The sequence below is a fragment of the Actinomadura chokoriensis genome (assembly GCF_041463665.1).
GTDB lineage: Bacteria > Actinomycetota > Actinomycetes > Streptosporangiales > Streptosporangiaceae > Spirillospora > Spirillospora chokoriensis_A.
The window spans coordinates 23,469-45,522 of sequence record NZ_JAXCEJ010000033.1; the positions used below are offsets into that span (position 1 = coordinate 23,469).

At 72.0% G+C, this 22,054-nt stretch carries 28 protein-coding genes; 13 read left to right on the forward strand and 15 right to left on the reverse strand.

Features of this window, described 5'->3' with window-relative positions; translation table 11 throughout:
- Positions 1-2 precede the first annotated feature (2 nt).
- Complete coding sequence (locus tag SM418_RS34125) at positions 3-1,052, forward strand: type III polyketide synthase (RefSeq protein WP_371945749.1); 1,050 nt, start codon at positions 3-5, stop codon at positions 1,050-1,052.
- Positions 1,049-1,582, forward strand: a complete 534-nt coding sequence (locus tag SM418_RS34130) for an isoprenylcysteine carboxyl methyltransferase family protein (RefSeq protein ID WP_371945748.1) — start codon at positions 1,049-1,051, stop codon at positions 1,580-1,582. The genes SM418_RS34125 and SM418_RS34130 overlap by 4 nt, the downstream gene beginning before the upstream one ends.
- Here SM418_RS34130 and SM418_RS34135 read toward each other — a convergent pair.
- The 5 genes from SM418_RS34135 to SM418_RS34155 form a co-directional block, all read right to left on the reverse strand.
- Positions 1,540-1,929, reverse strand: coding sequence for a hypothetical protein (locus SM418_RS34135; protein WP_371945747.1), 390 nt, complete (start codon positions 1,927-1,929; stop codon positions 1,540-1,542). The two genes, SM418_RS34130 and SM418_RS34135, sit on opposite strands and share 43 nt — an antisense overlap.
- A complete protein-coding gene (locus SM418_RS34140) occupies positions 1,926-2,165 on the reverse strand; it encodes a ribbon-helix-helix domain-containing protein (protein ID WP_131944559.1) in 240 nt (79 codons plus the stop codon). Before SM418_RS34140 ends, SM418_RS34135 begins: the two co-directional genes overlap by 4 nt.
- A 71-nt stretch (positions 2,166-2,236) precedes the next feature.
- Positions 2,237-2,911: a winged helix-turn-helix transcriptional regulator gene (locus tag SM418_RS34145; RefSeq protein WP_371945746.1), complete on the reverse strand. Its 675-nt coding sequence runs from the start codon at positions 2,909-2,911 to the stop codon at positions 2,237-2,239.
- Between the two features lie 28 nt (positions 2,912-2,939).
- Positions 2,940-3,623 (reverse strand): alpha/beta fold hydrolase, encoded by a 684-nt coding sequence (locus SM418_RS34150; protein WP_371945745.1) that lies wholly within the window; start codon positions 3,621-3,623, stop codon positions 2,940-2,942.
- Entirely contained in the window at positions 3,620-4,552 is a 933-nt protein-coding gene (locus SM418_RS34155) for an LLM class flavin-dependent oxidoreductase (protein ID WP_371945744.1), read from the reverse strand. The genes SM418_RS34150 and SM418_RS34155 overlap by 4 nt, the downstream gene beginning before the upstream one ends.
- Before the next feature lie 96 nt (positions 4,553-4,648).
- Between SM418_RS34155 and SM418_RS34160 the strand changes: the two genes are divergently transcribed.
- Both SM418_RS34160 and SM418_RS34165 read left to right on the forward strand, forming a co-directional pair.
- Positions 4,649-5,077 (forward strand): organic hydroperoxide resistance protein, encoded by a 429-nt coding sequence (locus SM418_RS34160; protein ID WP_371945743.1) that lies wholly within the window; start codon positions 4,649-4,651, stop codon positions 5,075-5,077.
- An 84-nt stretch (positions 5,078-5,161) separates the two neighbouring features.
- A complete protein-coding gene (locus SM418_RS34165; RefSeq protein ID WP_371945742.1) occupies positions 5,162-6,007 on the forward strand; it encodes an SMP-30/gluconolactonase/LRE family protein in 846 nt (281 codons plus the stop codon).
- A 13-nt stretch (positions 6,008-6,020) separates the two neighbouring features.
- Here SM418_RS34165 and SM418_RS34170 read toward each other — a convergent pair whose 3' ends face one another.
- From SM418_RS34170 to SM418_RS34180, 3 genes are all read right to left on the reverse strand, one after another.
- On the reverse strand, positions 6,021-6,848 hold the full coding sequence (locus SM418_RS34170; protein ID WP_371945741.1) for an aldo/keto reductase: 828 nt from the start codon (positions 6,846-6,848) through the stop codon (positions 6,021-6,023).
- A 142-nt stretch (positions 6,849-6,990) separates the two neighbouring features.
- Entirely contained in the window at positions 6,991-7,692 is a 702-nt protein-coding gene (locus SM418_RS34175) for an alpha/beta fold hydrolase (protein WP_371945740.1), read from the reverse strand.
- A gap of 137 nt (positions 7,693-7,829) precedes the next feature.
- Positions 7,830-9,149: a helix-turn-helix transcriptional regulator gene (locus tag SM418_RS34180; protein ID WP_504230352.1), complete on the reverse strand. Its 1,320-nt coding sequence runs from the start codon at positions 9,147-9,149 to the stop codon at positions 7,830-7,832.
- 214 nt (positions 9,150-9,363) lie between these two features.
- Here SM418_RS34180 and SM418_RS34185 point away from each other — a divergent pair, with 214 nt between their 5' ends.
- Complete coding sequence (locus tag SM418_RS34185; RefSeq protein ID WP_371945738.1) at positions 9,364-9,651, forward strand: hypothetical protein; 288 nt, start codon at positions 9,364-9,366, stop codon at positions 9,649-9,651.
- A 184-nt stretch (positions 9,652-9,835) separates the two neighbouring features.
- Here SM418_RS34185 and SM418_RS34190 read toward each other — a convergent pair whose 3' ends face one another.
- Entirely contained in the window at positions 9,836-11,116 is a 1,281-nt protein-coding gene (locus SM418_RS34190) for a glycosyltransferase 87 family protein (protein WP_371945737.1), read from the reverse strand.
- A gap of 133 nt (positions 11,117-11,249) precedes the next feature.
- Between SM418_RS34190 and SM418_RS34195 the strand changes: the two genes are divergently transcribed.
- From SM418_RS34195 to SM418_RS34210, 4 genes are read left to right on the forward strand one after another with little or no spacing between them, the layout of a single operon-like run.
- Positions 11,250-12,374: a sensor histidine kinase gene (locus SM418_RS34195; RefSeq protein ID WP_371945736.1), complete on the forward strand. Its 1,125-nt coding sequence runs from the start codon at positions 11,250-11,252 to the stop codon at positions 12,372-12,374.
- Positions 12,371-13,030, forward strand: coding sequence for a response regulator (locus SM418_RS34200; protein WP_371945735.1), 660 nt, complete (start codon positions 12,371-12,373; stop codon positions 13,028-13,030). Before SM418_RS34195 ends, SM418_RS34200 begins: the two co-directional genes overlap by 4 nt.
- 38 nt (positions 13,031-13,068) lie before the next feature.
- Positions 13,069-13,452: a BlaI/MecI/CopY family transcriptional regulator gene (locus tag SM418_RS34205; RefSeq protein ID WP_371945734.1), complete on the forward strand. Its 384-nt coding sequence runs from the start codon at positions 13,069-13,071 to the stop codon at positions 13,450-13,452.
- Positions 13,449-14,354: a M56 family metallopeptidase gene (locus tag SM418_RS34210; RefSeq protein WP_371945733.1), complete on the forward strand. Its 906-nt coding sequence runs from the start codon at positions 13,449-13,451 to the stop codon at positions 14,352-14,354. The genes SM418_RS34205 and SM418_RS34210 overlap by 4 nt, the downstream gene beginning before the upstream one ends.
- A 2-nt stretch (positions 14,355-14,356) precedes the next feature.
- On the opposite strand, the gene SM418_RS34215 is transcribed toward SM418_RS34210, so the two are convergent.
- The 3 genes from SM418_RS34215 to SM418_RS34225 are packed head-to-tail and all read right to left on the reverse strand — an operon-like array spanning position 14,357 to position 16,837.
- Complete coding sequence (locus tag SM418_RS34215; RefSeq protein ID WP_371945732.1) at positions 14,357-14,824, reverse strand: pyridoxamine 5'-phosphate oxidase family protein; 468 nt, start codon at positions 14,822-14,824, stop codon at positions 14,357-14,359.
- A 12-nt stretch (positions 14,825-14,836) separates the two neighbouring features.
- Positions 14,837-16,300, reverse strand: coding sequence for an MFS transporter (locus tag SM418_RS34220; RefSeq protein ID WP_371945731.1), 1,464 nt, complete (start codon positions 16,298-16,300; stop codon positions 14,837-14,839).
- Between the two features lie 48 nt (positions 16,301-16,348).
- Entirely contained in the window at positions 16,349-16,837 is a 489-nt protein-coding gene (locus tag SM418_RS34225) for a MarR family winged helix-turn-helix transcriptional regulator (RefSeq protein WP_371945730.1), read from the reverse strand.
- A gap of 226 nt (positions 16,838-17,063) precedes the next feature.
- On the opposite strand from SM418_RS34225, the gene trpS reads away from it, so the two are divergent.
- A complete protein-coding gene (trpS, locus tag SM418_RS34230; protein ID WP_371945729.1) occupies positions 17,064-18,098 on the forward strand; it encodes a tryptophan--tRNA ligase in 1,035 nt (344 codons plus the stop codon).
- On the opposite strand, the gene SM418_RS34235 is transcribed toward trpS, so the two are convergent.
- Complete coding sequence (locus tag SM418_RS34235; RefSeq protein ID WP_371945728.1) at positions 18,095-18,757, reverse strand: TetR/AcrR family transcriptional regulator; 663 nt, start codon at positions 18,755-18,757, stop codon at positions 18,095-18,097. The two genes, trpS and SM418_RS34235, sit on opposite strands and share 4 nt — an antisense overlap.
- Positions 18,758-18,833: 76 nt before the next feature.
- Positions 18,834-19,646 carry a class I SAM-dependent methyltransferase gene (locus tag SM418_RS34240; RefSeq protein ID WP_371945727.1) on the reverse strand — a complete coding sequence of 271 codons (813 nt, stop codon included), beginning with the start codon at positions 19,644-19,646 and terminating at the stop codon, positions 18,834-18,836.
- Between the two features lie 29 nt (positions 19,647-19,675).
- Between SM418_RS34240 and SM418_RS34245 the strand changes: the two genes are divergently transcribed.
- Positions 19,676-19,825 (forward strand): hypothetical protein, encoded by a 150-nt coding sequence (locus SM418_RS34245; RefSeq protein WP_371945726.1) that lies wholly within the window; start codon positions 19,676-19,678, stop codon positions 19,823-19,825.
- Positions 19,822-20,952, forward strand: coding sequence for a winged helix DNA-binding domain-containing protein (locus tag SM418_RS34250; RefSeq protein WP_371945725.1), 1,131 nt, complete (start codon positions 19,822-19,824; stop codon positions 20,950-20,952). The genes SM418_RS34245 and SM418_RS34250 overlap by 4 nt, the downstream gene beginning before the upstream one ends.
- Here SM418_RS34250 and SM418_RS34255 read toward each other — a convergent pair.
- Complete coding sequence (locus SM418_RS34255; RefSeq protein ID WP_371945724.1) at positions 20,949-21,437, reverse strand: MarR family winged helix-turn-helix transcriptional regulator; 489 nt, start codon at positions 21,435-21,437, stop codon at positions 20,949-20,951. The two genes, SM418_RS34250 and SM418_RS34255, sit on opposite strands and share 4 nt — an antisense overlap.
- 182 nt (positions 21,438-21,619) lie before the next feature.
- Here SM418_RS34255 and SM418_RS34260 point away from each other — a divergent pair, with 182 nt between their 5' ends.
- The gene (locus tag SM418_RS34260) at positions 21,620-22,039 is read left to right on the forward strand and encodes a DODA-type extradiol aromatic ring-opening family dioxygenase (RefSeq protein WP_371945777.1); all 420 of its coding nucleotides are present in this window, start codon (positions 21,620-21,622) and stop codon (positions 22,037-22,039) included.
- The last annotated feature ends 15 nt before the right edge of the window (positions 22,040-22,054 follow it).

Here is a 22,054-nt window from a genome sequence, read left to right on the forward strand (position 1 = left end):
CCATGCGCGTCGCCGCAGTACGGACGGTCGTGCCAGACCATCACTACGACCAGGACCAGATCACGCGGGCCGTCGTGGAACGCACGGACGCCAAAGAGGAACTCGTCCGCCGCTTCCACGCCGCGACCCAGGTCACCGGCCGCAACCTGACGCTGCCGATCGACGAGTACGTGAAGCTCGACGGCTTCACGGGCGCCAACGACGTCTACATCGAGACGGCCGTCGAGCTGGCGACGCGCGCGGTGCGGGACGCGCTCGACGGGGCCGGATTCGCCCCGCACGACGTGGACCACCTGATCTTCTGCTCCTCGACGGGGCTGGCGACGCCCTCGCTGGACGCCCGCGTGGCCCAGCGCGCCGGGCTGCGGGAGGACGTCACGCGCGTGCCGATGTTCGGCCTCGGGTGCGCGGCGGGGGCGGCCGGGCTGTCCCGGTTGCACGACTTCCTGCGCGGCTGGCCCGAACGGGTGGCGGTGCTCGTCTGCGTCGAACTGTGCTCGCTGACCGTCCAGCGCGACGACACGTCGGTGGCCAACCTGGTCGCCGCCGGCCTGTTCGGCGACGGGGCCGCCGCGGTGGTCGCGCTCGGGGACCGGCGGGACACCGGCGTCCACCAGGGGCCGCGGGTGGTCGCGACCCGCAGCAGGCTCTACCCCGGCACCGAGCGCCTCATGGGCTGGGAGGTCGGCGACCACGGGTTCCGCGTCGTCCTGGCGGCCGACCTGGTCGACCACGTCGACGCGACCCTCGCCCGCGACGTGACGGCCTTCCTCGCCGACCACGGGCTCTCCCCGAGCCGGGTCGGCTCGTGGGTCTGCCACCCCGGCGGCCCGAAGGTGATCGAGAGCATCCAGCGGGGGCTCGACCTGGAGCCGGGCGCCCTGGACATCACCTGGAACTCCCTGCGCACGATGGGGAACATCTCCTCGGCGTCGGTGCTGAACGTGCTGGAGGAGACGATCGCGCGGCGCCGCCCGCCCGACGGCGAGCCGGGGGTGCTCATGGCGCTCGGCCCGGGGTTCTCCGCCGAACTCGTCCTGCTGCGCTGGTGAACCGGTACCCGGCGCTGATCGCGCTCGTCGCGGCCGAACGGCTCGCCGAGCTGGCCGTGGCGCGCCGCAACCGCGCCTGGGCGAGGCGGCACGGCGGGGTCGAGCACGGCAACCGGCACTACCCGCTGATCGCCGCCGCGCACGCCGGGCTGCTGGGCGGGGCGCTGCTGGAAGCGCGCAAGACCCGGTTCGTGCCGCCGCTCGGCTGGCCGATGCTGGCGCTGGCGGTCTCGTCCCAGGCGCTGCGCTGGTGGTGCATCGCCAGCCTGGGGAAACGCTGGAACACCCGGGTGATCGTGGTGCCCGGCATGCCGCTCGTTGAGCGCGGGCCTTACCGCCGCCTGCGGCACCCGAACTACGTGGCCGTCGTCGCGGAGGGCGTCGCGCTGCCGCTCGTCCACACGGCGTGGCGCACGGCGCTGCTGTTCACGGGGGCCAACCTCTGGCTGCTCAGGACCCGTCTCAGGATCGAGAACGAGGCCCTCGGTTACGGGATCTGCTCGACCCGGACGCCCGGGACGGCCTCGTAGACCTCCGGGTCGGCGGTGATCAGCGGCCAGCGCCGCCAGCGGGCGGACCACGCGGCCTGCGCGGCGTCCATCCCGAGGCTGGGGATCGTGGTCACCAGCAGCCCGGTCTGCTGGGCGATCACGTCGTCGAGGTCGTCGACGTGCACGACCTGCATGCCGGGCAGCCGCTCCAGGACGGTGCGGCCGTGGTCGGGGACGATCTGCCAGGCGCGGGCGAGCGCGGTGGCGGGGATCACGATGGTCGCGTGCTGGGCGATGGACGCGCGGAGCCGGGCGCGGACGTAGATCGTCTTGCCGGTGGCGAGGTCCAGGAGTGCGGTCGCGTCGAAGACGTGACCGGTGATCACGCGACGTCCCGGCGGTCCGGCGCGCCGCGTTCGACGAGCCGGTCCACCATGGCCTGCTCGTCCGGACCCGGCGGGCCGAACAGGTCGTCGATGGTCGAGGAGTCCCGCAGGAAGGCCAGCTTCAGGCGCGCCCCGTCCGCGAGGAAGCCGGACACCGAGGCGATCTTCTTGTCCTCGGCGAGGCCCTGCAACGTGGCGGCAAGCTCATCAGGGAGTGTGATGTTGAGTCTCGCCATGGCGCACACGATACACACTCCACGGCCTTCCAGTGTGTACTGGCCGCATCTCGGGGACGGGCCCGCGACGGTCAGGGCGACGTCCGGGCCCGCGCGGGCGGCAGCCGGAACAGGCCCTTCAGCCTGCGCAGCGCCTCCATGTCCCCGGACGCCGACGCGGCGCCGCTCTCGATCGCCTCGGCGAACGTCCCGCCCTGGCCGGTCAATGCGACGAAGGCGTCCTCGCTGATCGTGATGGTCGCGTCCGGGTGCTGGGCCGGGCCGTGCAGCGCCTCGATCGTCCCGTCGTCGACGCGGGCGTGGAACACCTCGTCGCCGACGCGGAACTCGTACACGGCGCGCAGCCCGGCGGCGGCCTCGGTATCGAAGCAGGCGCGCAGACCGAGAACCGTCCAGCCCGGATGGAACGTCTCGGCCGGGCGCCGCTCGCCCATCGCCCACTTCAATCCCCACCGGGCCAGCTCCAGGACCGCCGGGCCGAGTTCCTCGCCGGCCTCGGTGAGCGCGTAGACGGGGGTGCGGGCGGGCGGCGGGAGCGTCGTCTTGCGGGCGAGGCCCTCCCGCTCCAGGTGCTTCAGGCGGGAGGCCAGCAGGCCGGTGCCGAGGCCGCGCAGGCTGGCCTGCAGGTCGCCGAACCGTTTCGGCCCGGTGAGCAGCTCGCGGACCAGCAGCAGCGTCCAGCGCTCGCCGACGAGGTCGAGGGTGCGCGCGGTCGCGCAGTACTGGTTGTAGGTTCGCTGTTCCACTTCATCACTGTAGGCTTCGCGCTTCCTGTTATTGAACCGTCTCCTGCTGTTCCTGGGCGGCGTCCAGCAGCATCCGGGCGAGCGGCTCAGGGTCGGTCAGCATCACGTCGTGCGGGCCGGGCACTGGGAGCGTCCGGTATCCGGCGGACGCGCCGAGCCGGTCGTACGGGTAGCTCGGCGGCGTGCAGTAGACGGCCGTTCCGGGGATCAGGTCGACGGCCCCGGTCAGCCGGGTGGACTCGGCGAACGTGCGCAGCGGCTGGGGGACCAGGCGCGGGGCCAGCCACTCCGCGTCGCCGGCGTCGGTGATGCCGTAGGCCGCCGGGGGCGGCGCCGGGATCCACCGCCCGTCCTCGCTCGCCTCGGCCAGCGTGCTGACCGCCTTGACGAAGGTGGCGGGGGCGAGGCTGAACATGCTGGCGCCGTCGGGGCCCGCCCACCCGTCCACCAGGACGATGTGGCGGACGGAGCCGGGCCGCGCGTCGGCGGCCTCCCGGACCACCAGGCCCCCGTAACTGTGCCCGACCAGGACGACCTCCTCCTGAACGCCGTCGAGGGCGGCGATCACCAGCGCGGCGTGATCGTGCAGCCCGTGGTCGCCGGTCAGGTCGACGGTCAGCGTCCGGGCTCCGGCGGCTTCCAGCAGTGGGACGACCCGGTCCCAGGCCCAGGGGCCGTGCCAGGCGCCGTGGACGAGCATGAAAGTGGTCATCGGTCGTTCTCCTCGCGTGTGAGGGGCAGGACCCGGTCGGCGAACTCCTCCAGGCCCGTGTCGTGGTCTTCGGTCGCCAGCCGGATCACGAGGTGGCGGGCACCGGCCGCGACGTAGCCGTCCAGCCAGGCGGCGGCGTCTTCGGCGGTGCCGGCGAACAGGGCCTGGACGGACGCGACGAACTCCAGCGGCGCGTTGTAGTACCGCTCGATGCTGCCGCGCATGCGGTGGTGCGCCTTCTCGGGGTCGTCGTCAAGGCAGAGCGTCGCGTACAGGGCGGGCGTGACCGGACGGGACGCGGCCCGCTCGACGGCCGCGCGCTCCGCCGCGTAGGCGGCCGCCTCGGGCGGGTAGGGGAGCCAGCCGTCGGCGAGGCGGGCCACGCGGCGCAGGGCAGGCCCGCCGCCCGCCAGCCAGATCGGCGGCCCGCCCGGACGAGACGGCGGCGGCGCGATCCGGACGTCCTCGAACGCGAAGTGCTCGCCCCGGTGGGAGACCTCCTCGCCCGACCAGAGCCGTCGCATGATCTCGATCGACTCCTCCATCCGGCTGCCGCGGCGGGCGAACCCGACGCCGACCGCCGCGAACTGCGCTTCGGTGGCGGGCATCGGGTATCCGGCGCCCATGCCGGCGATGAGCCGTCCGTCCGACAGCCGGTCCAGGGTGGCGAGCTGGTGCGCCAGCAGGATCGGGTGGCGCAGCGCCGGCAGCAGCACCGCCGTGCCGACCGCGACCCGCTCGGTGGCCTCCGCCACGGCGGCGAGCAGCAGCAGCGGATCGGCGCGGGGCCTGGTCACGGGGCTGTCGCCCGCCCAGACCGAGTCCAGCCCGAGTTCCTCCGCCCGCCGCGCCCGGGCGACGAGCCGCCCGAGATCGTGTTCGCCCGCGGCGCTCTGGTCGCGCGTGGGCAACAGGTAGCCGATGTCCATCCCGCCTCCTCGTTCGGAGTGATCTTAACCATTGACTTCCTGTTTTTGAAGTGCAAGATTCTTATACCGGTAGTTACGAGGAGAGGGAGTTCGACGATGACCGAGGCGCAGTACACCGCGGAGGCGCACGTCGCCGGGGGCAGGAACGGCCACGCGCGCACGTCCGACGGAGCGCTCGACCTGGACCTGCGGCTGCCCAAGGAGATGGGCGGGGACGGGGAGGGGATCAATCCAGAGCAGCTCTTCGCGATCGGCTACGCGGCCTGCTTCGGCACCACGCTCGACCTTCTCGGGCGGAGCGCCGGCCGCACGGCGGGCGACGCGGAGATCGACGCGGCCGTCTCGCTGATCCCGAACGGCGCCGGCGGCTTCGAACTGGGCGCCGAGTTGCGGATCTCGCTGCCGTCGCTCACCGACGCCGAGGCGGCCGACCTGGTCAGGGCCGCGCACCAGGCCTGCCCCTACTCCCGGGCCACGCGCGGCAACATCGACGTGGCACTGGTGGTCAACGGAAAACCGCTCTGATGTGTCGATCCGGCCGCCGCCCGTTCGTGTAGAGGGTGAGGACGGCCGGCGCCCGGCCGGCGTCCGGGAACGGGGGCGGTACCGATGACCGAAGTCAGGACGCTGCTGGAAGGCCGCGGGCTGGTCGAGTCGCCGCGCTGGCACGGCGACCGGCTGTACTTCTCCGACTGGTCCGCGGGCGAGGTCGTCGCCGTCGACGCGACGGGGTCCACCGAGGTGGTCGCGCGCGTGAAGTCGCTGCCGCTCTGCACCGCCTGGCTCCCCGACGGCCGGCTCGTGGTCGTCTCCTCGGCGGACGGGCTGCTGCTGCGCCGGGAGCCCGGCGGCGCACTGGTCACCCACGCCGACCTCGGCCGGGCGGCCTGGAACGACGTCGTCGCCGATGGACGCGGCAACATCTACGTCAACGAGGTCGGCTTCGACCCGATCTCGGGGGAGGCGTCCAAGCCCGGGTCCGTCTCCCTGGTCGCGGCGGACGGCTCGCCGCGCCGGGTCGCGGACGGCATCGCGTTCCCCAACGGGATGGCGGTCACGCCCGACAACGCCACGCTGATCGTCGCGGACTCCTACGGCCACGCCCTCGTGGCGCTCGACATCGGCGCGGACGGCGCGCTCTCGAACCGCCGCCAGTGGGCCGACCTGGGCGAGGCCGCAGCCCCGGACGGCATCTGCGTCGACGCGGAGCACGCCGTCTGGTACGCGGACGTCCCCAACGAGCGCTGCGTGCGCGTCGCCGAGGGAGGCGAGGTTCTGCAGACCGTCCATCTGGACCGCGGCGGTTTCGCGTGCGCGCTGGGCGGCCCGGCCTGCAGGACGCTCTTCATCGCCGCCGCCGAATGGCGCGGCATGACCGAGCCCGAGATGGTCACGCCCGGCTCCGGCCGGATCCTCGCCACCGAGGTGGACGTTCCAGGTGCCGGATGGCCGTGACGTCCGTTTCGCCCTACTCGGCTCGCAGGGCGTCCAGGCGGGCCCGATGGCGGTCTGCGAGCCGCAGTCCGGCGGCGGCGACGTTCTCCTCCAGGTGCACGATCGACGCGGTTCCCGGGATGGGCAGGACGACCGGCGACCGGCCGAGCAGCCACGCGAGGGCCACCTGGGCCGGGGTGGCGCCGAGTTCGGCGGCCACGGCGGCGACCTCGCCCGCCGTCGTCGCGGGCAGGACGGGCCGCCACGGCAGGAAGGCGATCCCCGCCGCCGTGCAGGCGTCGAGCACCGCCTCGTGCTCGCGGTCGAGCAGGTTGTAGCGGTTCTGCACGCTCGCGATGGCGACGATCTCCCGCGCCTCGTCGAGTTCGGCGACGGTGACCTCGGACAGGCCGATGTGGCCGATCTTGCCCTCGTCCCGGAGGTCGCGCAGCGTCCCCACCTGGTCGGCGAGCGGCACCTCTGGATCTACGCGGTGCAGTTGCAGCAGGTCCAGCCGCTCGACACGGAGCCTGCGCAGCGCCCGCTCGACCTGATCCCGCAGGACCTCCGGGCGTCCGCACAGGGTCGCGTCACGCGGCGGGTCCGGCGGGACGACGCCCACCTTCGTCGTGACGAGCACGTCTTTCGGGAACGGGTGCAGCGCCTCGACGAGCAGTTCCTCGTTGGCGCCCCACCCGTACAGGTAGGCGGTGTCGATGAGCGTCACGCCCAGCTCGACGGCCCGCCGGGCCACCGCGATGGAGCTTTCGCGGGACCCGGCGTCGGTCGGCAACTTCATGGCCCCGAACCCGAGCCGCCGTACCTCGATCGCCTTTCCGATGCGGAACGTATCGGACGTCATAGGCAAATATCCCCCCTCGCCGGAAACCGTAACAGCCCACCCCGTCCAAGATCGCCTTCGCGCCGTCGCGCGGCCCTCCTCCTCTGTTGACCTGCGGCGAGTTGTTGTTATGAGCGCTTCCATAACAACAACTCGCCGCAGGTCAACGGAGGCGGGCAAGGAAGGGGCGGGCGATCGGCAGGGTTAGGTCGGTGCGGGTGAAGGCGTCCAAGTGGCCGCATTCGGGCAGTTCGGTGAGTGTGGCGCTGGGAGCGCGGGCGGCGGTTCGCCGCACGGCCGCGAGCCCGGGGTCGCGCTCGCCGACGAGCAGGAGCACCGGCACCGGTGTCCCGGCGAGGACGTCCAGGACGCCGTCGCGATCGGACAGCGCGGTGGTCAACGCCGCGAGCGCATGCGGGTCGGCCGCTTCCATGGTGGCGCGCATCCAGCCCGGGACGTGCCCCTGGCGCTCCATCGCGGCGACGAACGGCGCGACACCCCGCGTACGGAAGAGCTCCGCCTCCTCCTCGACCTCGGCGGGACTCACATGCACGGCCTCCCCGTGCATCCCACCCGCGATCAGGCCCGTGAGGCGCTCCGGATGCCGGGCCAGGAGATGCATGCCGATGGCGCCGCCCATGGACGCACCCCAGAACGCGGCCCGCTCGACGTCCAGCGCGTCCAGCACGGCGATGACGTCCTCGACCTGTCGCTCGACGCGGTACGCGGAGGCGTCATGCGGCGCATCGCTCCCGCCATGCCCACGAGCGTCGATGCAGATGAGCCGATGCGTATCGGCGAGGGCGTCGACGTACCCCGCGTCCTGCCAGGTGGTGCGATCCCCGAAGAACCCGTGCAGCAACACCAGGGGCCGCCCCGCCCCGCGACCTCGAAGGCGATCCGCACCCCACCAGCACTCGGGACGAACTCCGCCCCCCGACCTTCGCGACCACCCCCCATCCGCGCAACCCTTGACACACGCGGCGGAGAGCCATCAGCGAATCAGGCTGGCGTGTTGGCGAGCATGGCGTAGGCGTCGCGGAGGGCGGGGCGGCGGGCGTCCTTCGTGGATGCCAGGTTCAGCGAGGTGAAGGCCGTTCGGCGGATCATGGAGTCGCCGCGATGGGCACTCGGGATGGCGGTCATCACGTCCACGACGTGTCCCGCACCGGTGTCGGTGTCTCCAATACGGATCAGTCCGCCTGCTCTGTGCAGCTCGATCTGGGCACGCGCGAGGAAGCTGTCGGCCGGGTAGAGCGCCGTGGCGGAATCCTGGGCGGCCTGGGCGCGGTCGAGGTCGCCGGCGTGCGTGTGGACGTAGCTGGCGACGTGGTGAAGCCGTTGCTCAGACCATCCCCACGCGGAGGTCTTGTCCTTCGTCACCGCTGCGGGCAGGCCCTGGAAGACGCGCGTCAAGTCGTTCAGCGCCTGCTTGGCCTCGTCGAGGCGACCGAGTTGGGCGAATGCCTGCGCCTGGGCGCTGTGCGCGCTGGCCAACCCGCTGGACGGACGGCTGCTGAGGGCGATGGTCTCCTCGGCGGCTTCCACGGCGGCCAGCTCCGGAACACCCGTGTAGAGCGAGAGCACCGCCGCTTTGCCTCGGACATTCGAGGAGGTGTCTTGATTGCCCGACTCGTCCGCGGCCTGGGCCGCGGTGCGCCACCAGCGGCGAGCGCCGCGTGGGTCGCCGACGACGGTCAGTTCATAGGCCGTGAGGGCGGCGAGTTGCGCCGCCGTGTCTACGAGGCGGCTTCGGACGTGTCCGTGTGCTCGGGTGATGTGCAGATTGAGTTCGGCGAAGTCCGCGAGGAGGTCCGGCAGGAGCTCGGCCGGTGGCACGCGGTCGATCTCGTGGGCGTGGTCGAAGGCGGTACGGGCCCAGGCGTCGGCGTCGCGGGTGGTGGCTTCGGTGGTGAGAGTGCCGGTGAGAGCGGCGCGGAGCCGTTCGGCCTCGTGACCGAACGGGGCGGCTACGGCGGTGGTCGCGAAAAGGCTGAGGAGAGCTCGGCGCTTCATGTCGTCGTCCTCGAAATCGTGAGCGGGGTCATGCCTAGAGGATGCCTCCCTTGCCTGCCCGGTTGAGAAGAGTTCTGAAGGGTCTATTTTGAACACCTTCGCGTAGGTATCTGCCCAGTTTCGAGGGAAGTGCTTGCCTCTCTCCCAGTCGTAGATCTGACGGGCGAGATTGATCACGTTGCCCTGCTCCAGGCCGTCGGCTTCGAGGAGTCGCCTGGCCATCTCGTGTTTACTCCAGCCTCGCGCGTCACGTTCGGCGCGCAAGCGGATTGCCCATATCGGGGGGTTTTGGGCAGTCATTGGCATGTGCCCCCTTTTGTGGACCCGGAGACTTCGAGTCTCCGGGTTGTCTCCGGGTCTGTCTCCGCATTCTCATCTTTTCTCGCGGGCTGTGACGCCTGTTTACTCAGAGTCGCGGGACGGGTTGGGACCCGTCCCTTCCCCGAAAACGAAAGCGGCCCCGACCCGGTGCAGCAACACCATGTGGGTCGGGGCCTGACCAGGAAAAGGAGTCCTGGCTGTGGACGATGGTACGGCTCCCTTGGCGCGCCTCGCGGCGCTTGGCGCACATCTGGCCGCGCGGAGGTTCGAGGTCCGGCTCGACTCGCGCGGGCTCCAGGTCACGAGCCCGCAGGTCAAGGACTGCTGCGGGCGGCGGGAGAGCGACACGATCTTCTGCCGCGTCCGGGACGAGGACGGCGGCCGGCTCTGGTACTTCACGGCGTCCGGCGAGCCGATCGCGCCCGCCGACCGGGTGACGGACGCGGCCGTGTTCGTCCTCGGCCACCTGGCCGGGGAGGAGCGGTGACCCCCTGGGCGGCGGCCGAGCTCGACCCCGAGCGGGTCGCGGACGAGATGGCGCGCCGGTTCCCCGGCTGCTGCGTGTGGCGCGGCGAGTTCACCGGAAGCTGGTGGGCGCTGGCCGGAAACCGCCTGGTGGAAGCGCCCGACCCGCACACGCTCGGCCGCCTGCTGTACGAGCTGCACGGCCGCTATTCGCGGGCGGCCCTCCAGAACCGCACGGCTGGACGGGCCGCGCCCACGCCCCCCAGGGCGCCCCGTCCGGCCGTGCATTCCAGGCCCCCGGCGCGCCGTCCGCCCGCGCGGGCCAGGCGCATCGAAAGGCGGCCCCGGGGCGGCTGGCTGCGGCGGATGCTCGGCTCCTTCGTGGTCGTGGACGCGTCGTCCTGACCGCGAAGCCGGACGGCCATGTGGACGAGAAAGCCCACCCCCGCCAGCAGGTAGCAATTGGCGATGGGCGTCAGGAAGAGGTGGAAGCCGTATTGGAGCGGGTGGCCGTTGTGGGGCGTCCACCAGAGCGGCGAGAGCACGAACAAGGCGTAGGCGGCGAGGGCTGTTCTCCGGCTGCCGTTGCGGAGCAGAACCGCCAGCGCGGGGACGATCCACACCCAGTGGTGCGCCCAGGAGACGGGGGAGACCAGGAGCCCGGTCACGCCCGTGACCGCTATTGCCACAGGCCAGTCGCCCCGGCGTGCCCAGGCCGCCGCGAGCGCGAGACCGAGAATGCCGATGGTCAGCGGAATGGCGGCGTACCAGTCGCCGACCTCTGCCGTTCCGCGCAGTATGCGGGTCAGCGCGCCCAGCGGCGATTGGTTGCTGATGTACGGGACGCCCACCCGGGACGTGTCGTAGAAGGTGTGCAGCCAGTAGAGGCGGGACGCGTCCGGCGCGATGGCGTAGGCGAGCAGCGTGCAGACGGCGAAGGTCGCGGTGGCCGTGGCGGCGTCCCTGGTTCGCCTCGTCAGCAAGAGCAGGACGACGAACATGGCCGGGGTCAGCTTGATCGCGGTCGCGATGCCGATCCCGATCCCGGCGGGACGGCCCTGCGCGACCCGGTGCATGTCGGCCAGGACGAGAGCCAGAAGGAAAAGGTTGACCTGCCCCAGGAAGAACGTGTGCCAGACCGGTTCGAGAAGAAGACCGCCCGCGAGCACGACCACGAAAGGAATGCTGCGGCCGGTCAGTTGAAACGCCGTCCGGCATGCCCAGATGAAGGCCGCCAGCGAGGCCGACTGCCACAGCAGGCGCGCGAGAACGAGTGGCATCTCGGCAAGAGGGGTGACCAGGGCCGCCATAAAGGGCGTGTTGGTGAACCAGTGGGCGGCGAGCTGTTCCTGGTAGAGGTCGGCGCCGTCCGTTATCGCACGCCCTCCCAGCCAGTAGATGCGGAAGTCGAGTGAGTCGTAGGCGATGGAGAAGACCACAACGGCCAGGATTTCGAGAATCAGGAGCAGAGACGCCCAGCGTTTCATGCTGACAAAGGTGCAGGCGACCCCACCCGGCGGTCATCGGGCCGCCGGACACATTAGGAAAGGGCGTTTGTAGCCCGTGGGATTAAGCCTCCGGGCCAATGTGCCGGGGAAGGCCCGCGGTTACGATCGCCGCATGTCCGCCTTGCAGTTGAGCCGAGCAGGTCGCGTCACGGGGATGGTGCTGGCCTGGTGCGGCGCCGTCCTTTATCCCGGCCTGCTGTACGTGACGATGTCCAGCGGGCGGACGGGCTTCCGGGAGCCCGACGTCCTCCTCCTGGTCCTTCTCACCGTGCTGGTCGCGGCCCTGCTGCGGCGGCGCCCGCTGCCCGCCCACGCGATCCTGGTCATCGCCTGGACCCTCGCCGCCCTGGAAAGGCAGAACGGGACGGTCGTCGGCGCGCTGATCCTGATCACCGACCTCTCCGCCGCCTACATCGCGAGCATCCGCCCGCGGAAGATCTCGGTCCCCGTCGCCGTGGTGACGTTCGCCGTGCAGGTGATGGCCGTCCTCGCGTTCGGGGCCGCGAACGAGCAGCTCCTCATGACGACCGTGCTGGCGATGGGCATCGCCTGGATGGCGGGCAACTCGGTCCGGGTCCGGCGGACGCACGCGGAGGCGATGCACGCGCAGGCCACCGCGCAGGCCGTCGCGGCGGAACGGCTGCGGATCGCGCGGGAGCTGCACGACATGGTCGCCCACAGCATCGGGATCATCGCGATCCAGGCGGGCGTCGGCGGACGGGTGATCGACACGCAGCCGGCCGAGGCCAGGAACGCGCTGGACGCCATCGAGACGACCAGCCGCGAGACCCTGTCCGGGCTGCGGCGCATGCTGACCGCGCTCCGCAAGGACGACCCGGGCGCGGCGCCGCTCGGCCCGGCCCCCGGCCTGGACGATCTGCCGGGCCTGACCGCCGCCACGATGGACGCCGGCGTCCGGGTCGACGTCCGCACGGAGGGCGAGCGCCGTCCGCTGCCGCCGGACGTCGATCTCTCCGCGTACCGGATCGTCCAGGAGGCGGTCACGAACGTCGTCCGCCACGCGGGCACGGACGATTGCCGTGTGACGATCGACTACCGCGGCGACGAGCTGGCCATAGAGATCGAGGACGACGGGCGCGGCGGCGTGGTCGGCACCGGGTACGGCCTCGTCGGGATGCGCGAGCGCGTCACCCTCCTGCGCGGCGAGTTCGCCGCCGGGCCGCGTCCCGAGGGCGGGTTCCGGGTGGCGGTGCGCATCCCGCTGGCGGACCGATGACGATCCGCGTCGTCCTCGCCGACGACCAGCCGCTGATCCGCGCCGGGCTGCGCGTGCTGATGGCCGACACCCCCGACCTGGAGATCGTCGGGGAGGCCGGGGCGGGCCGGGAGGCGGTCGACCTGGTCGAGGACGTCCGGCCCGACGTGGTCGTCATGGACATCCGCATGCCCGGTATGGACGGCATCGAGGCCACCCGCCGCATCACCACCGCGCACGTGCTGATGCTGACGACGTTCGACGACGACGAGTACGTGTACGGCTCGCTCAAAGCGGGCGCCAGCGGCTTCCTCGTCAAGGACATGCCGCTGGAGGAGATCCTCACCGCGATCCGCGTCGTCGCGAACGGCGACGCCCTCATCGCCCCGAGCGTCACGAAACGCCTGATCGAGGAGTTCGCCGCCCGTCCCGAACCGGTCCCGGAACCGCGGTCCGCGGTCGGCGTCACCGACCGCGAGCGCGAGGTCCTGACCCTGGTCGGGCGCGGCCTGTCCAACCAGGAGATCGCCGACGACCTCTACATCAGCGTCGCGACGGCCAAGTCCCACGTGGCCCGGCTGCTCGCAAAGCTGGACGCCCGCGACCGCGTCCAGCTGGTCATCATCGCCTACGAGCTGGGCCTCGTCGCGCCCCCTACAGGCGGTAGTACTACCTGACGTGGTGACCTTGGTATCGGTCGGATAACCTTGGGGGCGTGAAGGGTCTGGGAGAGCTTGAACGCACGGTCATGGAGGTTCTGTGGGCGCGGGAGGACGCCGGCCACGAGGCCGCCACCGCCCGTGACGTGAGCCGTGCGCTCGCCGGCGACCGCGACCTCGCCCACACCACGGTCATGACCGTGCTCGACAGGCTCGCCAAGAAGGGCTTCCTCGAACGTGAGCGCGACGGCCGCGCCTGGCGCTACCACCCGGTCGCGAGCCGCGAGATGTACGTGACCGAGCTGATGCTGGGCGCCCTCAACGAGACCGGAGACCGGGACGCGGCGCTCGCCCACTTCGTCCGGTCCGTCTCGCGGGACGAGATCGACGTCATCCGGCAGACCCTCGCGGGCCTCATGAGCAAGGAACCGCCCGCATGACCGGCACCGCCCTGCTCGCATTGATCTCACTCGGGACCGTCGGCGGGGCGCACTTCCTGTCCCGCGCCCGGTGGACGTGGCGGACGCCGCGCATCGGGATCGCGCTCTGGCAGGCCCTCGGGCTGTGCTGGGGCGTCGCCACGATCGGCGCCCTCCTCGGTCTCGCTCTCCTCCCCTACCGCAAGGGCGTCCTCGGCGGGCTGCCCGGCCTGTACGACGACCAGGCCGCCCGCCTCAACGCCGCCCAGGTCGCGGCGCTGCTCGCCGCGATCGGCCTGACGGCCGTGCTGCTGGTCATGCTGATGTTCGCGGTGGTCCGGGTCGTGCGGGCCCGGCGGCGGCACCGGGCGCTGCTCGCGCTCGTGTCGCGCCGCGACTCGTCCGTGCCCGGCACGCTCGTCCTCGACCATCCCGGCGCCGCCGCGTACTGCGTGCCGGGCGTCCGCTCGTCCAAGGTCGTCGTCAGCGCGGGGACGATGGAGCTGCTCGACCGCGGCGAGCTCGCCGCGGTCCTCGCGCACGAGCGCGCCCACGCCCGCGAGCGCCACGACCTGGTGCTGCTGCCGTTCGCGTCGCTGCGCCAGGTGTTCCCGCAGTTCCACCTGGTCGGACGGTGCCTGGACGCGGTCGAGCTGCTGATCGAGATGGCCGCCGACGACCGGGCCCGGCACGGCCGCCCGCCGCGCGAGCTGGCGACGGCACTGCTGCGCTTCGCCGCCGCCCGGCCCGCCGCCGCGCCGTCGGGGACCCTCGGCGTCGCGCACGGCGACATCCCGGTGATGGCGCGGGTGAACCGGCTGCTGGAGCCGCAGCCGGTGTCCCGCAAGAGCCGCATCGCCGCGTCCGCCGCCGTGCCGGTCATCGCCGGGCTGCCGCTGCTGCTCCTCGTCCTGCCGCACTAGCGCTACGCCGCGAGGACCGTCCCGTACAGGCGGGTGACGTGCAGGCGGATCACCAGCCGCCGGTCCGTCGCCATCTGCTCCAGGAAGGCCCGCTCGTCCGCGGGGTCGGCGAAGCCCGGCGTCATCGCGAGCAGCTCGCGCCCGGCCGCGTCACCGGGCTTCTCGGATATGTCCGACAGCTCGGCGGTGCCTTCGGCGACGGCGAACGCCAGGTGGTCGGCGCTCGACGCGTGCAGCGCGGCGCGCGGGTCGCGCTGGAACTGCTTCACCTTCGCCCGCCCGGCCGTCGTGGAGATCCGCACGATGCGCTCGTCCGGGTCCCACGCGTAGACGACGGTCGAGACGTGCGGGTGGCCGCTCTTCTTGTTCGTGGCCAGCACGGCGAACTGCTGCTCGCCGAGCAGGCGGGACAGGTCGTCCTCGCCGACGGGCTTGGGGCCGGGTCCCTGGCCGGGGCCGTACTCGGTCATATCGGGTCTCCTTCAGATGCCGGCGGGGACGTTCTCGGCGGGCGCGGTCGTGCCGACCTGGGGCGTCGGGCGGCGCAGGACGAGCAGGGACACGGCGAGCGCGGCCACGAGGAGCCCGGCGGAGATGCCGAACGCGAGGTGGTAGCCGCCGGTGAGCGCGGCGGCGGCGTCCTGGCCGTCCGCCCGCAGGGTCTCGGTGCGGGACGCGGCGAGCGTGGTCAGGACGGCGACGCCGAGCGCCATGCCCACCTGCTGGACGGTGTTGAACAGGCCCGACGCGAGACCGGCGTCCTCCGGGCGTGCGCTGGACATGCCGAGCCCGGTCAGCGACGGGATGACGAGCCCGGCCCCGGCGACCAGCACGAAGACGGGGAACAGATCGGTGACGTAGTCGGCGTCCACCGGAACGGTCGTGAGCCAGACCATCGCGCCGACCAGGAACACCAGCCCCGTCATCAGGACGGAACGTTCCCCGAACCGGTTCGACAGGCGTGCCGACGCGAAGAGCGAGACCCCGCCGATCGCCACGGCCGCCGGGAGCATCGCGAGCCCCGTGTCGAGTGCGCTGTAGCCGAGGACCTGCTGCATGTAGAGGGCGACGACCACCTGGAACGAGAACATCGCCGACAGGGTGAGCAACTGGACGGCGTACGCGCCGGACACGTTGCGGGAGCGCAGGATCCGCAGCGGCATCAGCGGGGTCGCGGCGTGCGCCTGCCGGACGGCGAACCCGGCGAGCAGGAGCACCGACACCGCGCCGAGGCCCAGCGTGTGCGGCGAGACCCAGCCGTGGCCCTCGACCTTGACGACCGTGTAGATGCCGAGCATCAGCCCGGAGGTGACGAGCAGCGCGCCCGCGACGTCCGCTCCGGCCGCGAGGCCGATGCCGCGGTCGCGCGGCAGCGCCGGGAGGGCCAGCAGGATGGTGGCGAGGCCGATCGGCAGGTTGATCAGGAAGATCCAGTGCCAGCTCAGCGCGTCGGTGAGGACGCCGCCGAGCACCTGCCCGATGGTCGCGCCCGCCGCGCCGGTGAAGCTGAAGATCCCGATGGCCTTGGTGCGCTCGCGGGCGTCGGTGAACAGCGTCACGAGGATGCCGAGCACGACGGCCGAGGCCAGCGCGCTGCCGACGCCCTGCAGGAAGCGGGCCGCGATCAGCACGCTGGACGTGGTGGCCGCGCCCGCCAGCAGCGACGCCGCCGTGAAGACCGCGTTGCCGGCGAGGAACAGCGCCTTGCGGCCGACGAGGTCGCCGAGCCGTCCGGCGAGGAGCAGCAGGCCGCCGAGCGGGATCAGGTAGGCGTTCATGATCCAGCTGAGCCCGGCGGGGGAGAAGCCGAGGTCGTCCTGGATGGCGGGGGCCGCGACGGTCACGATGCTGCCGTCCAGGATCGTCATCAGCATCGTCGCGGACAGCACGCCGAGCGCCGCCCAGCGGGAGCGGAGCAGGGAGGGAAGGGTCGTCTCTTCGTTCATGAGAGAGACCGTAGCAGATAGTTTTGTTAGAGACGATGCTTAACGGACTTACTTCGTGCGCTGCCGGGCGCGGCGGGCCGGCTGCGGGCACTCGACCGGGGTGCTCAGGTGCCCGTTGACCAGCGTGTTCAGGGCGCGCAGCAGTACCTCGCGCTCGTCGGAGGGGAGTGAGCCGAGAGCGGCCTCGTGGACGCCGTCCACGAGCTCCTGGCTCCGGGCGGCGACCCGCGCGCCCTCCTCGGTGACCGCGATGATCCGGGCCCGCCGGTCCGTTGACGACGGCCTGCGCTCGGCGAGCCCGGCCTTCTCCAAGGCGTCCACCGTGACGACCATCGTCGTCTTGTCCATGTCGCCGATCTCGGCGAGCTGGATCTGGGTGCGCTCCTCCTCCAGGGCGTGCACGAGGACGCAGTGCATGCGCGGTGTCAGCCCGATCTCGGCGAGCGCCGCCGTCATCCGGGTGCGCAGGGCGTGGCTGGTGCGGTCCAGCAGGAACGACAGGTCCGGTGTCGTCCGGACCGGGGCCATCGAGGTCATGCGTCCAGCCTACCCAACCGGTTCCGTTCGAGATTATCTGCGAGCACCTGCTTCCCCTCGTCTATGCTGGGGGCATGCATCGCACCACGTGCCCGAACTGGTGGCCGTCCTAGGACGGCCGACTCGCGCACGCCATCGGGCCGTCCCCTCGGACGGCCCTTTCTCTTTCCCGATGACGCGGCCCGTCCGGCGGGGGCCGCCCGGATCGAATCGAGGAGAGGGAAGCATGGAGACCGCCACCCCCGAAGCACGAAGCCGTGAACTCGAAGAACGCATCGAGACCGAGCCCGGTGCGTTCCGGATCCTGACCGGCGACCGGCCCACCGGGCCGCTGCACCTCGGCCACTACTTCGGCACGCTCGCCAACCGCGTGAGGCTGCAACGGGCGGGCGTCGAACTGTTCGTCATCGTCGCCGACTACCAGGTGCTCACCGACCGGGACATCGCCGAACAGCTGTCCGAGCACGTCGAAGGGCTGGTCGCCGACTACCTGGCCGCCGGGATCGACCCTTCCGAGGCGACGGTCTTCCGGCACAGCGCCGTCCCCGCCCTGAACCAGCTCATGCTGCCGTTCCTGTCGCTGGTGTCGGTCGCCGAGCTGAACCGGAACCCGACCGTGAAGGACGAGATCGCGGCGTCGAGGCAGGCGTCGGTCAGCGGGCTGATGTTCACCTATCCCGTGCACCAGGCGGCCGACATCCTCTTCTGCAAGGCCAACCTCGTACCCGTCGGCAAGGACCAGCTTCCGCACCAGGAGATCACCCGGACGATCGCGCGCCGCTTCAACGAACGCTACGCGCCGGTCTTCCCGGTGCCGGACGCCCTGCTGTCCGCCGCGCCGAGCCTCCTCGGAACGGACGGCCAGAAGATGAGCAAGAGCCGCGGGAACGCCCTCGCCCTGTCCGCCGGGCCGGACGAGACCGCCCGGCTGATCAGGCGCGCCGTCACCGATACCAAGCGGCACATCACCTACGAGCCGCAGACCCGTCCCCAAGTGTCGAATCTCGTGCTCATCGCCGCGCTGTGCCAGGACCGCGACCCGCACGCCGTCGCCGCCGAGATCGGGTCCGGCGGGGCGGCGGCACTGAAGAAGGTCGTCACGGACTCGGTCAACGAGTTCCTCCGCCCGATCCGCACCCGCCGCGCCGAGCTCATCGCCGACCGGGCGTACCTGCGCCGCGTCCTGGCCGAGGGCAACGCCCGCGCCAACGCCGTCGCCGACGGCACCCTGGAGGAGGTCAGGGAGGCGATGGACTCCTAGCCGGGCTCCTGGCGGGACTCCTGGCGGGTCTCCTGGTGGGGCTCGTGGCGAGCGATGCCCCGTAGGACGACGGCGACCAGGCCGTCCACGGCGTCCGAGGGAACGCGGTGCGCGAGTTCCCCGCCCTGGAACAGCACCGACAGCACCGGTTCGTGGCACGCGCCGACGATCATGGAGGTGGCGGCGTCGACCGGCGCGCCCGGAGCGAGCCGGCCGAGGTCGCGCTCCGCGCGCAGGTACCGGGCGAGCCGCGACCGCCAGTCCTCCGCCCCGCCGCTCATCGCCGAGAACCGGGCGAGGACCTCCGGTTGCGCGACCAGCCCGGCCAGCGCGGGGAGGAGGGCGTTGTGCGCGGCCAGGCCGTGCGCGACGTACGCCCGCAGGTTCTCCTCGATCGTCGCCGTGCCCGGCTCGGGGAGCGGGCCGAGGCCGCTCGCCACCGACTCCGCGCGTGCGCGCAGCGCGTGCGCGAGCAGTTCCTCCTTGTCGGCGAAGTGGTTGTAGAGGACGCCGTCGGCGACCCCGGCCTCCCGCGCGATCGCCCGGACGGTCAGCCCCGCCGCTCCGCGCTCGGCCATCATCCGCTCCGCGGTGGCGATCAGGTGCTCGCGCAGGCTCCGGTCCCCGGCGCGCAGCGCGGCTGCTTTTCGAGGTGACATCACGCCGAATCGTATTGGTCGAGATCGAATCCGTGCGGCGGGAAGCCGGGGAGCGGGCCGGGGATCGCGGCCCGGTTCATCGCCGGGCCCGCACCAGCCGGGCGGTGCTGCGCAGCCGGACGGCGCCGTCCCGCTCGAACCGGCCCAGGGCCTCGGTGAGCGTGTCGACCAGTTCGCCGCTCGCGCCGTAGTTGAAGCGGATCGGGCCCCAGCCGGCGAAGAACTCCGCGGCGTCGCGGCCGTCCCGTCCCCAGATCTGCTCGGCGTCCACCAGGTGCGTGTTGACGTCCCGGAAACCGGCGCCCTCCAGGACCTCGCGGACGCGGTCGGGGTCGGCCAGCGACAGCGGGCCCCGATGCCCGATCGGCGGCTCCGCCAGCTTCGGCAGCGCCTCGAACACCGTCCCGAGGTCGGACTGCCCCGGCGGCGTCATCACGAGGAGCGCCAGCCGTCCGCCCTCGCGCAGCGCCCGCCGGACGTTGCCGAACGCGGCGACCGGATCGGCGAAGAACATGGCCCCGAACCGGCTCATCGCCACGTCGAAGGCGCCGTCCGGGAACGGGTGGATCTGCGCGTCGCCCTGCTCGAACGTCACGTTCGCGACGTCCTCCTCCTTCGCGAGCGAGCGGGCGCGGTCGAGCATCGGCCCGGACAGGTCCACGCCGGTCGCGCCGCCGAGCCGCGCCCGCCGCGCCGCGAGCCGGGTGACCTGCCCGTTCCCGCAGCCGATGTCGAGGACGCGGTCGCGCGGCCCGATCGCCGCCGCGTCCAGCAGGGCGTCGTTGAAGCCGCCGTTGACCGCGTCGTACCGGCCGTGGTGCCCGGCCCAGTGCTCGCCCTCGTACCCGTTCCACGCCTCGGCCTGGTGGGTGTTGACGACGTCGGCCATGGTTCCTCCTTCGCTATGAACATTCGTTCATGAACATACGTTCATGCCTCGGTCCCGTCAAGGTGCCGCTCGAATACCTGCACGGTGCCGAGATCGGGGAAGATGAGCGGATGAACCGGCTGCGACACCGCTATCTCGGACACTCCTCCCACTCGGCGGAAGCCGGGGAGACGCTGTGACGACTGACCCGCGAGCGGAGCGGAGCGCCGGCGGTCAGCCCGCCGTCCTGAGCCGGAGGGCGCTGAACCGGGCGCTGCTGGCACGGCAGATGCTGCTGGAGCGGCACGACCTGCCGGTGCTGGACGCCATCGAGCATCTGGTCGGCATGCAGTCGCAGGCGCCGAACCCGCCGCACGTCGGGCTGTGGAGCCGGCTCGCGGACTTCGCGTTCGACGAGGTCGGCGCGCTGATGACCGACCGCCGCGCGCTGCGGATCGTGCTGATGCGCGGGACGCTCCACCTGGTCAGCGCCCGCGACGCCCGCGCGCTGCGGCCGTTCACCCAGGTGATCCTCGACAACCACCTGAAGACGCGCGCCGCCGACCTCGACGGCATCGATCTCGACGCGATCACCGCCCACGCCCGCGCGCTGCTGGAACAGGAGCCGCGCACCGACAAGGAACTCCGGACGCTGCTGGCCGAGCGGTGGCCGGAACACGACGTCGCGCTGCTCGGCTGGGCCGTCCGCCTGCGGTTGCCGCTGGTCCAGGTCCCGCCGCGCGGCATCTGGGGCGCGTCGGGGACGGCGCGGCACACGACGCTCGACACGTGGCTGGACGGGCGGCCGGCGGTGGAGACCACGCTGGACGACGTGGTGCTGCGCTACCTGGCCGCGTTCGGGCCGGCGAGCGTCCAGGACGTCCGGCACTGGTCGGGCCTGGCGGGCCTCGGCGAGGTCGTCCGGCGGCTGCGGCCCGGGCTGCTGGAGTTCCGGGACGAGAACGGCCGCACGCTCTACGACGTCCCGGACGCGCCGCGTCCCGACGCGGGCGCCCCGGCGCCCGTCCGGTTCGTCCCCGACTTCGACAACCTGCTGCTCTCCCACGCCGACCGTGCCCGGATCATCAGCGAGGAGCACCGCAAGCGCGTCTTCACCGTCAACGGCATCATCCGCGCGACGTTCCTCGTGGACGGCTTCGTGCACGGCATGTGGAAGATCGAGAAGAAGCGGGGCGAGGCGAGGCTGCTCATCGCCCCGTTCGACCCGGTGCCGCGACGGGAGCGCGCCGCCCTCGAAGAGGAGGGCCTGCGCCTTCTCGCCGCCGCCCACCCCGAGGCCGGGGCGCACGCGGTCGAGTTCGGCTAGCCGCGGCCGCGTGCGCAGGGGGCCTCGTGCGCCGGGTCCAGGGAGTTCAGGAGGGTGTGGAGGATCTCCCGGAATTCGAGCATCTGGTCGCGGGTCAGCGGGTCGAACAGGTGGCGCCTGACCTCGGCGACGTGGCCGGGGGCCGCCTTCACGAGGACGGTGTGACCCTCGTCGGTCAGCCGCGCGATGGTGGTGCGGCGGTCGGTCTCGTGCTTGCAGCGGCTCACCCAGCCGGCCTCCTCCAGCCGGTTCACGGCGTGCGAGAGGCGGCTCGGGGACGAGTGGACGATCTCGGCGAGCTCGGTCATCGTCAGCGCGCGGCCGGGCGCCTCCGACAGCATCGCCAGGATCATGTAGTAGGCGTGCGGCAGGCCGGAGTCGTGCTGCAACTGCCGGTCGAGGGCCTCGTTGAGCAGCCGCGACGTCCACAGGAAGGCGCGCCAGGTCCGCTGCTCCTCGTCGTCCAGCCACTGCGTCTCGGTCATGCCCCGAGTGTACCCGAAGGTTGAACCTTCAAGCCTTGAATGTTCAATCACCTACTACCGCGTCCGCTACGACGCGCCCGGCGCCCCCGAGCTGGCCGCCGACGTGCGGAAACTGATCGCCGGCGTGCGCCAGGACGAGGAGCGCGGCCTCGACCACGGGCGCGTACGTCCCGCTCGTGGAGATGTACCCGGACGCCGACGTCCCCGTGCTGCAGATGTCGATGCCCACCCTGGAGCCGGTACGGCTGTTCGAGATCGGCCGGAGCCTCGCGCCCCTGCGCGACCAGGGCGTCCTGATCGTCGGAAGCGGTTTCACCACGCACAACCTGCGGGAGCTGCGTCCGGAGCCGGGCGCCGCGCCGCCCGCCTGGTCGGCGGAGTTCGACGAGTGGACGGACCGCGCCGTCAAGGCGGGCGACGTCGACGCACTGCTCGACTTCCGTGCCAAGGCCCCCGCGGCCCGCATCGCGCATCCGCGGACAGAGCATTTCGCGCCGCTGTTCATGGCCCTCGGCGCGGACGCGGACGACGCGTCGGACCGCCGGTCCGTGATCGACGGCTACTGGCTCGGGCTGGCGAAGCGCTCGTTCCAGTTCGGGTGAATTGTCACGTTCCGC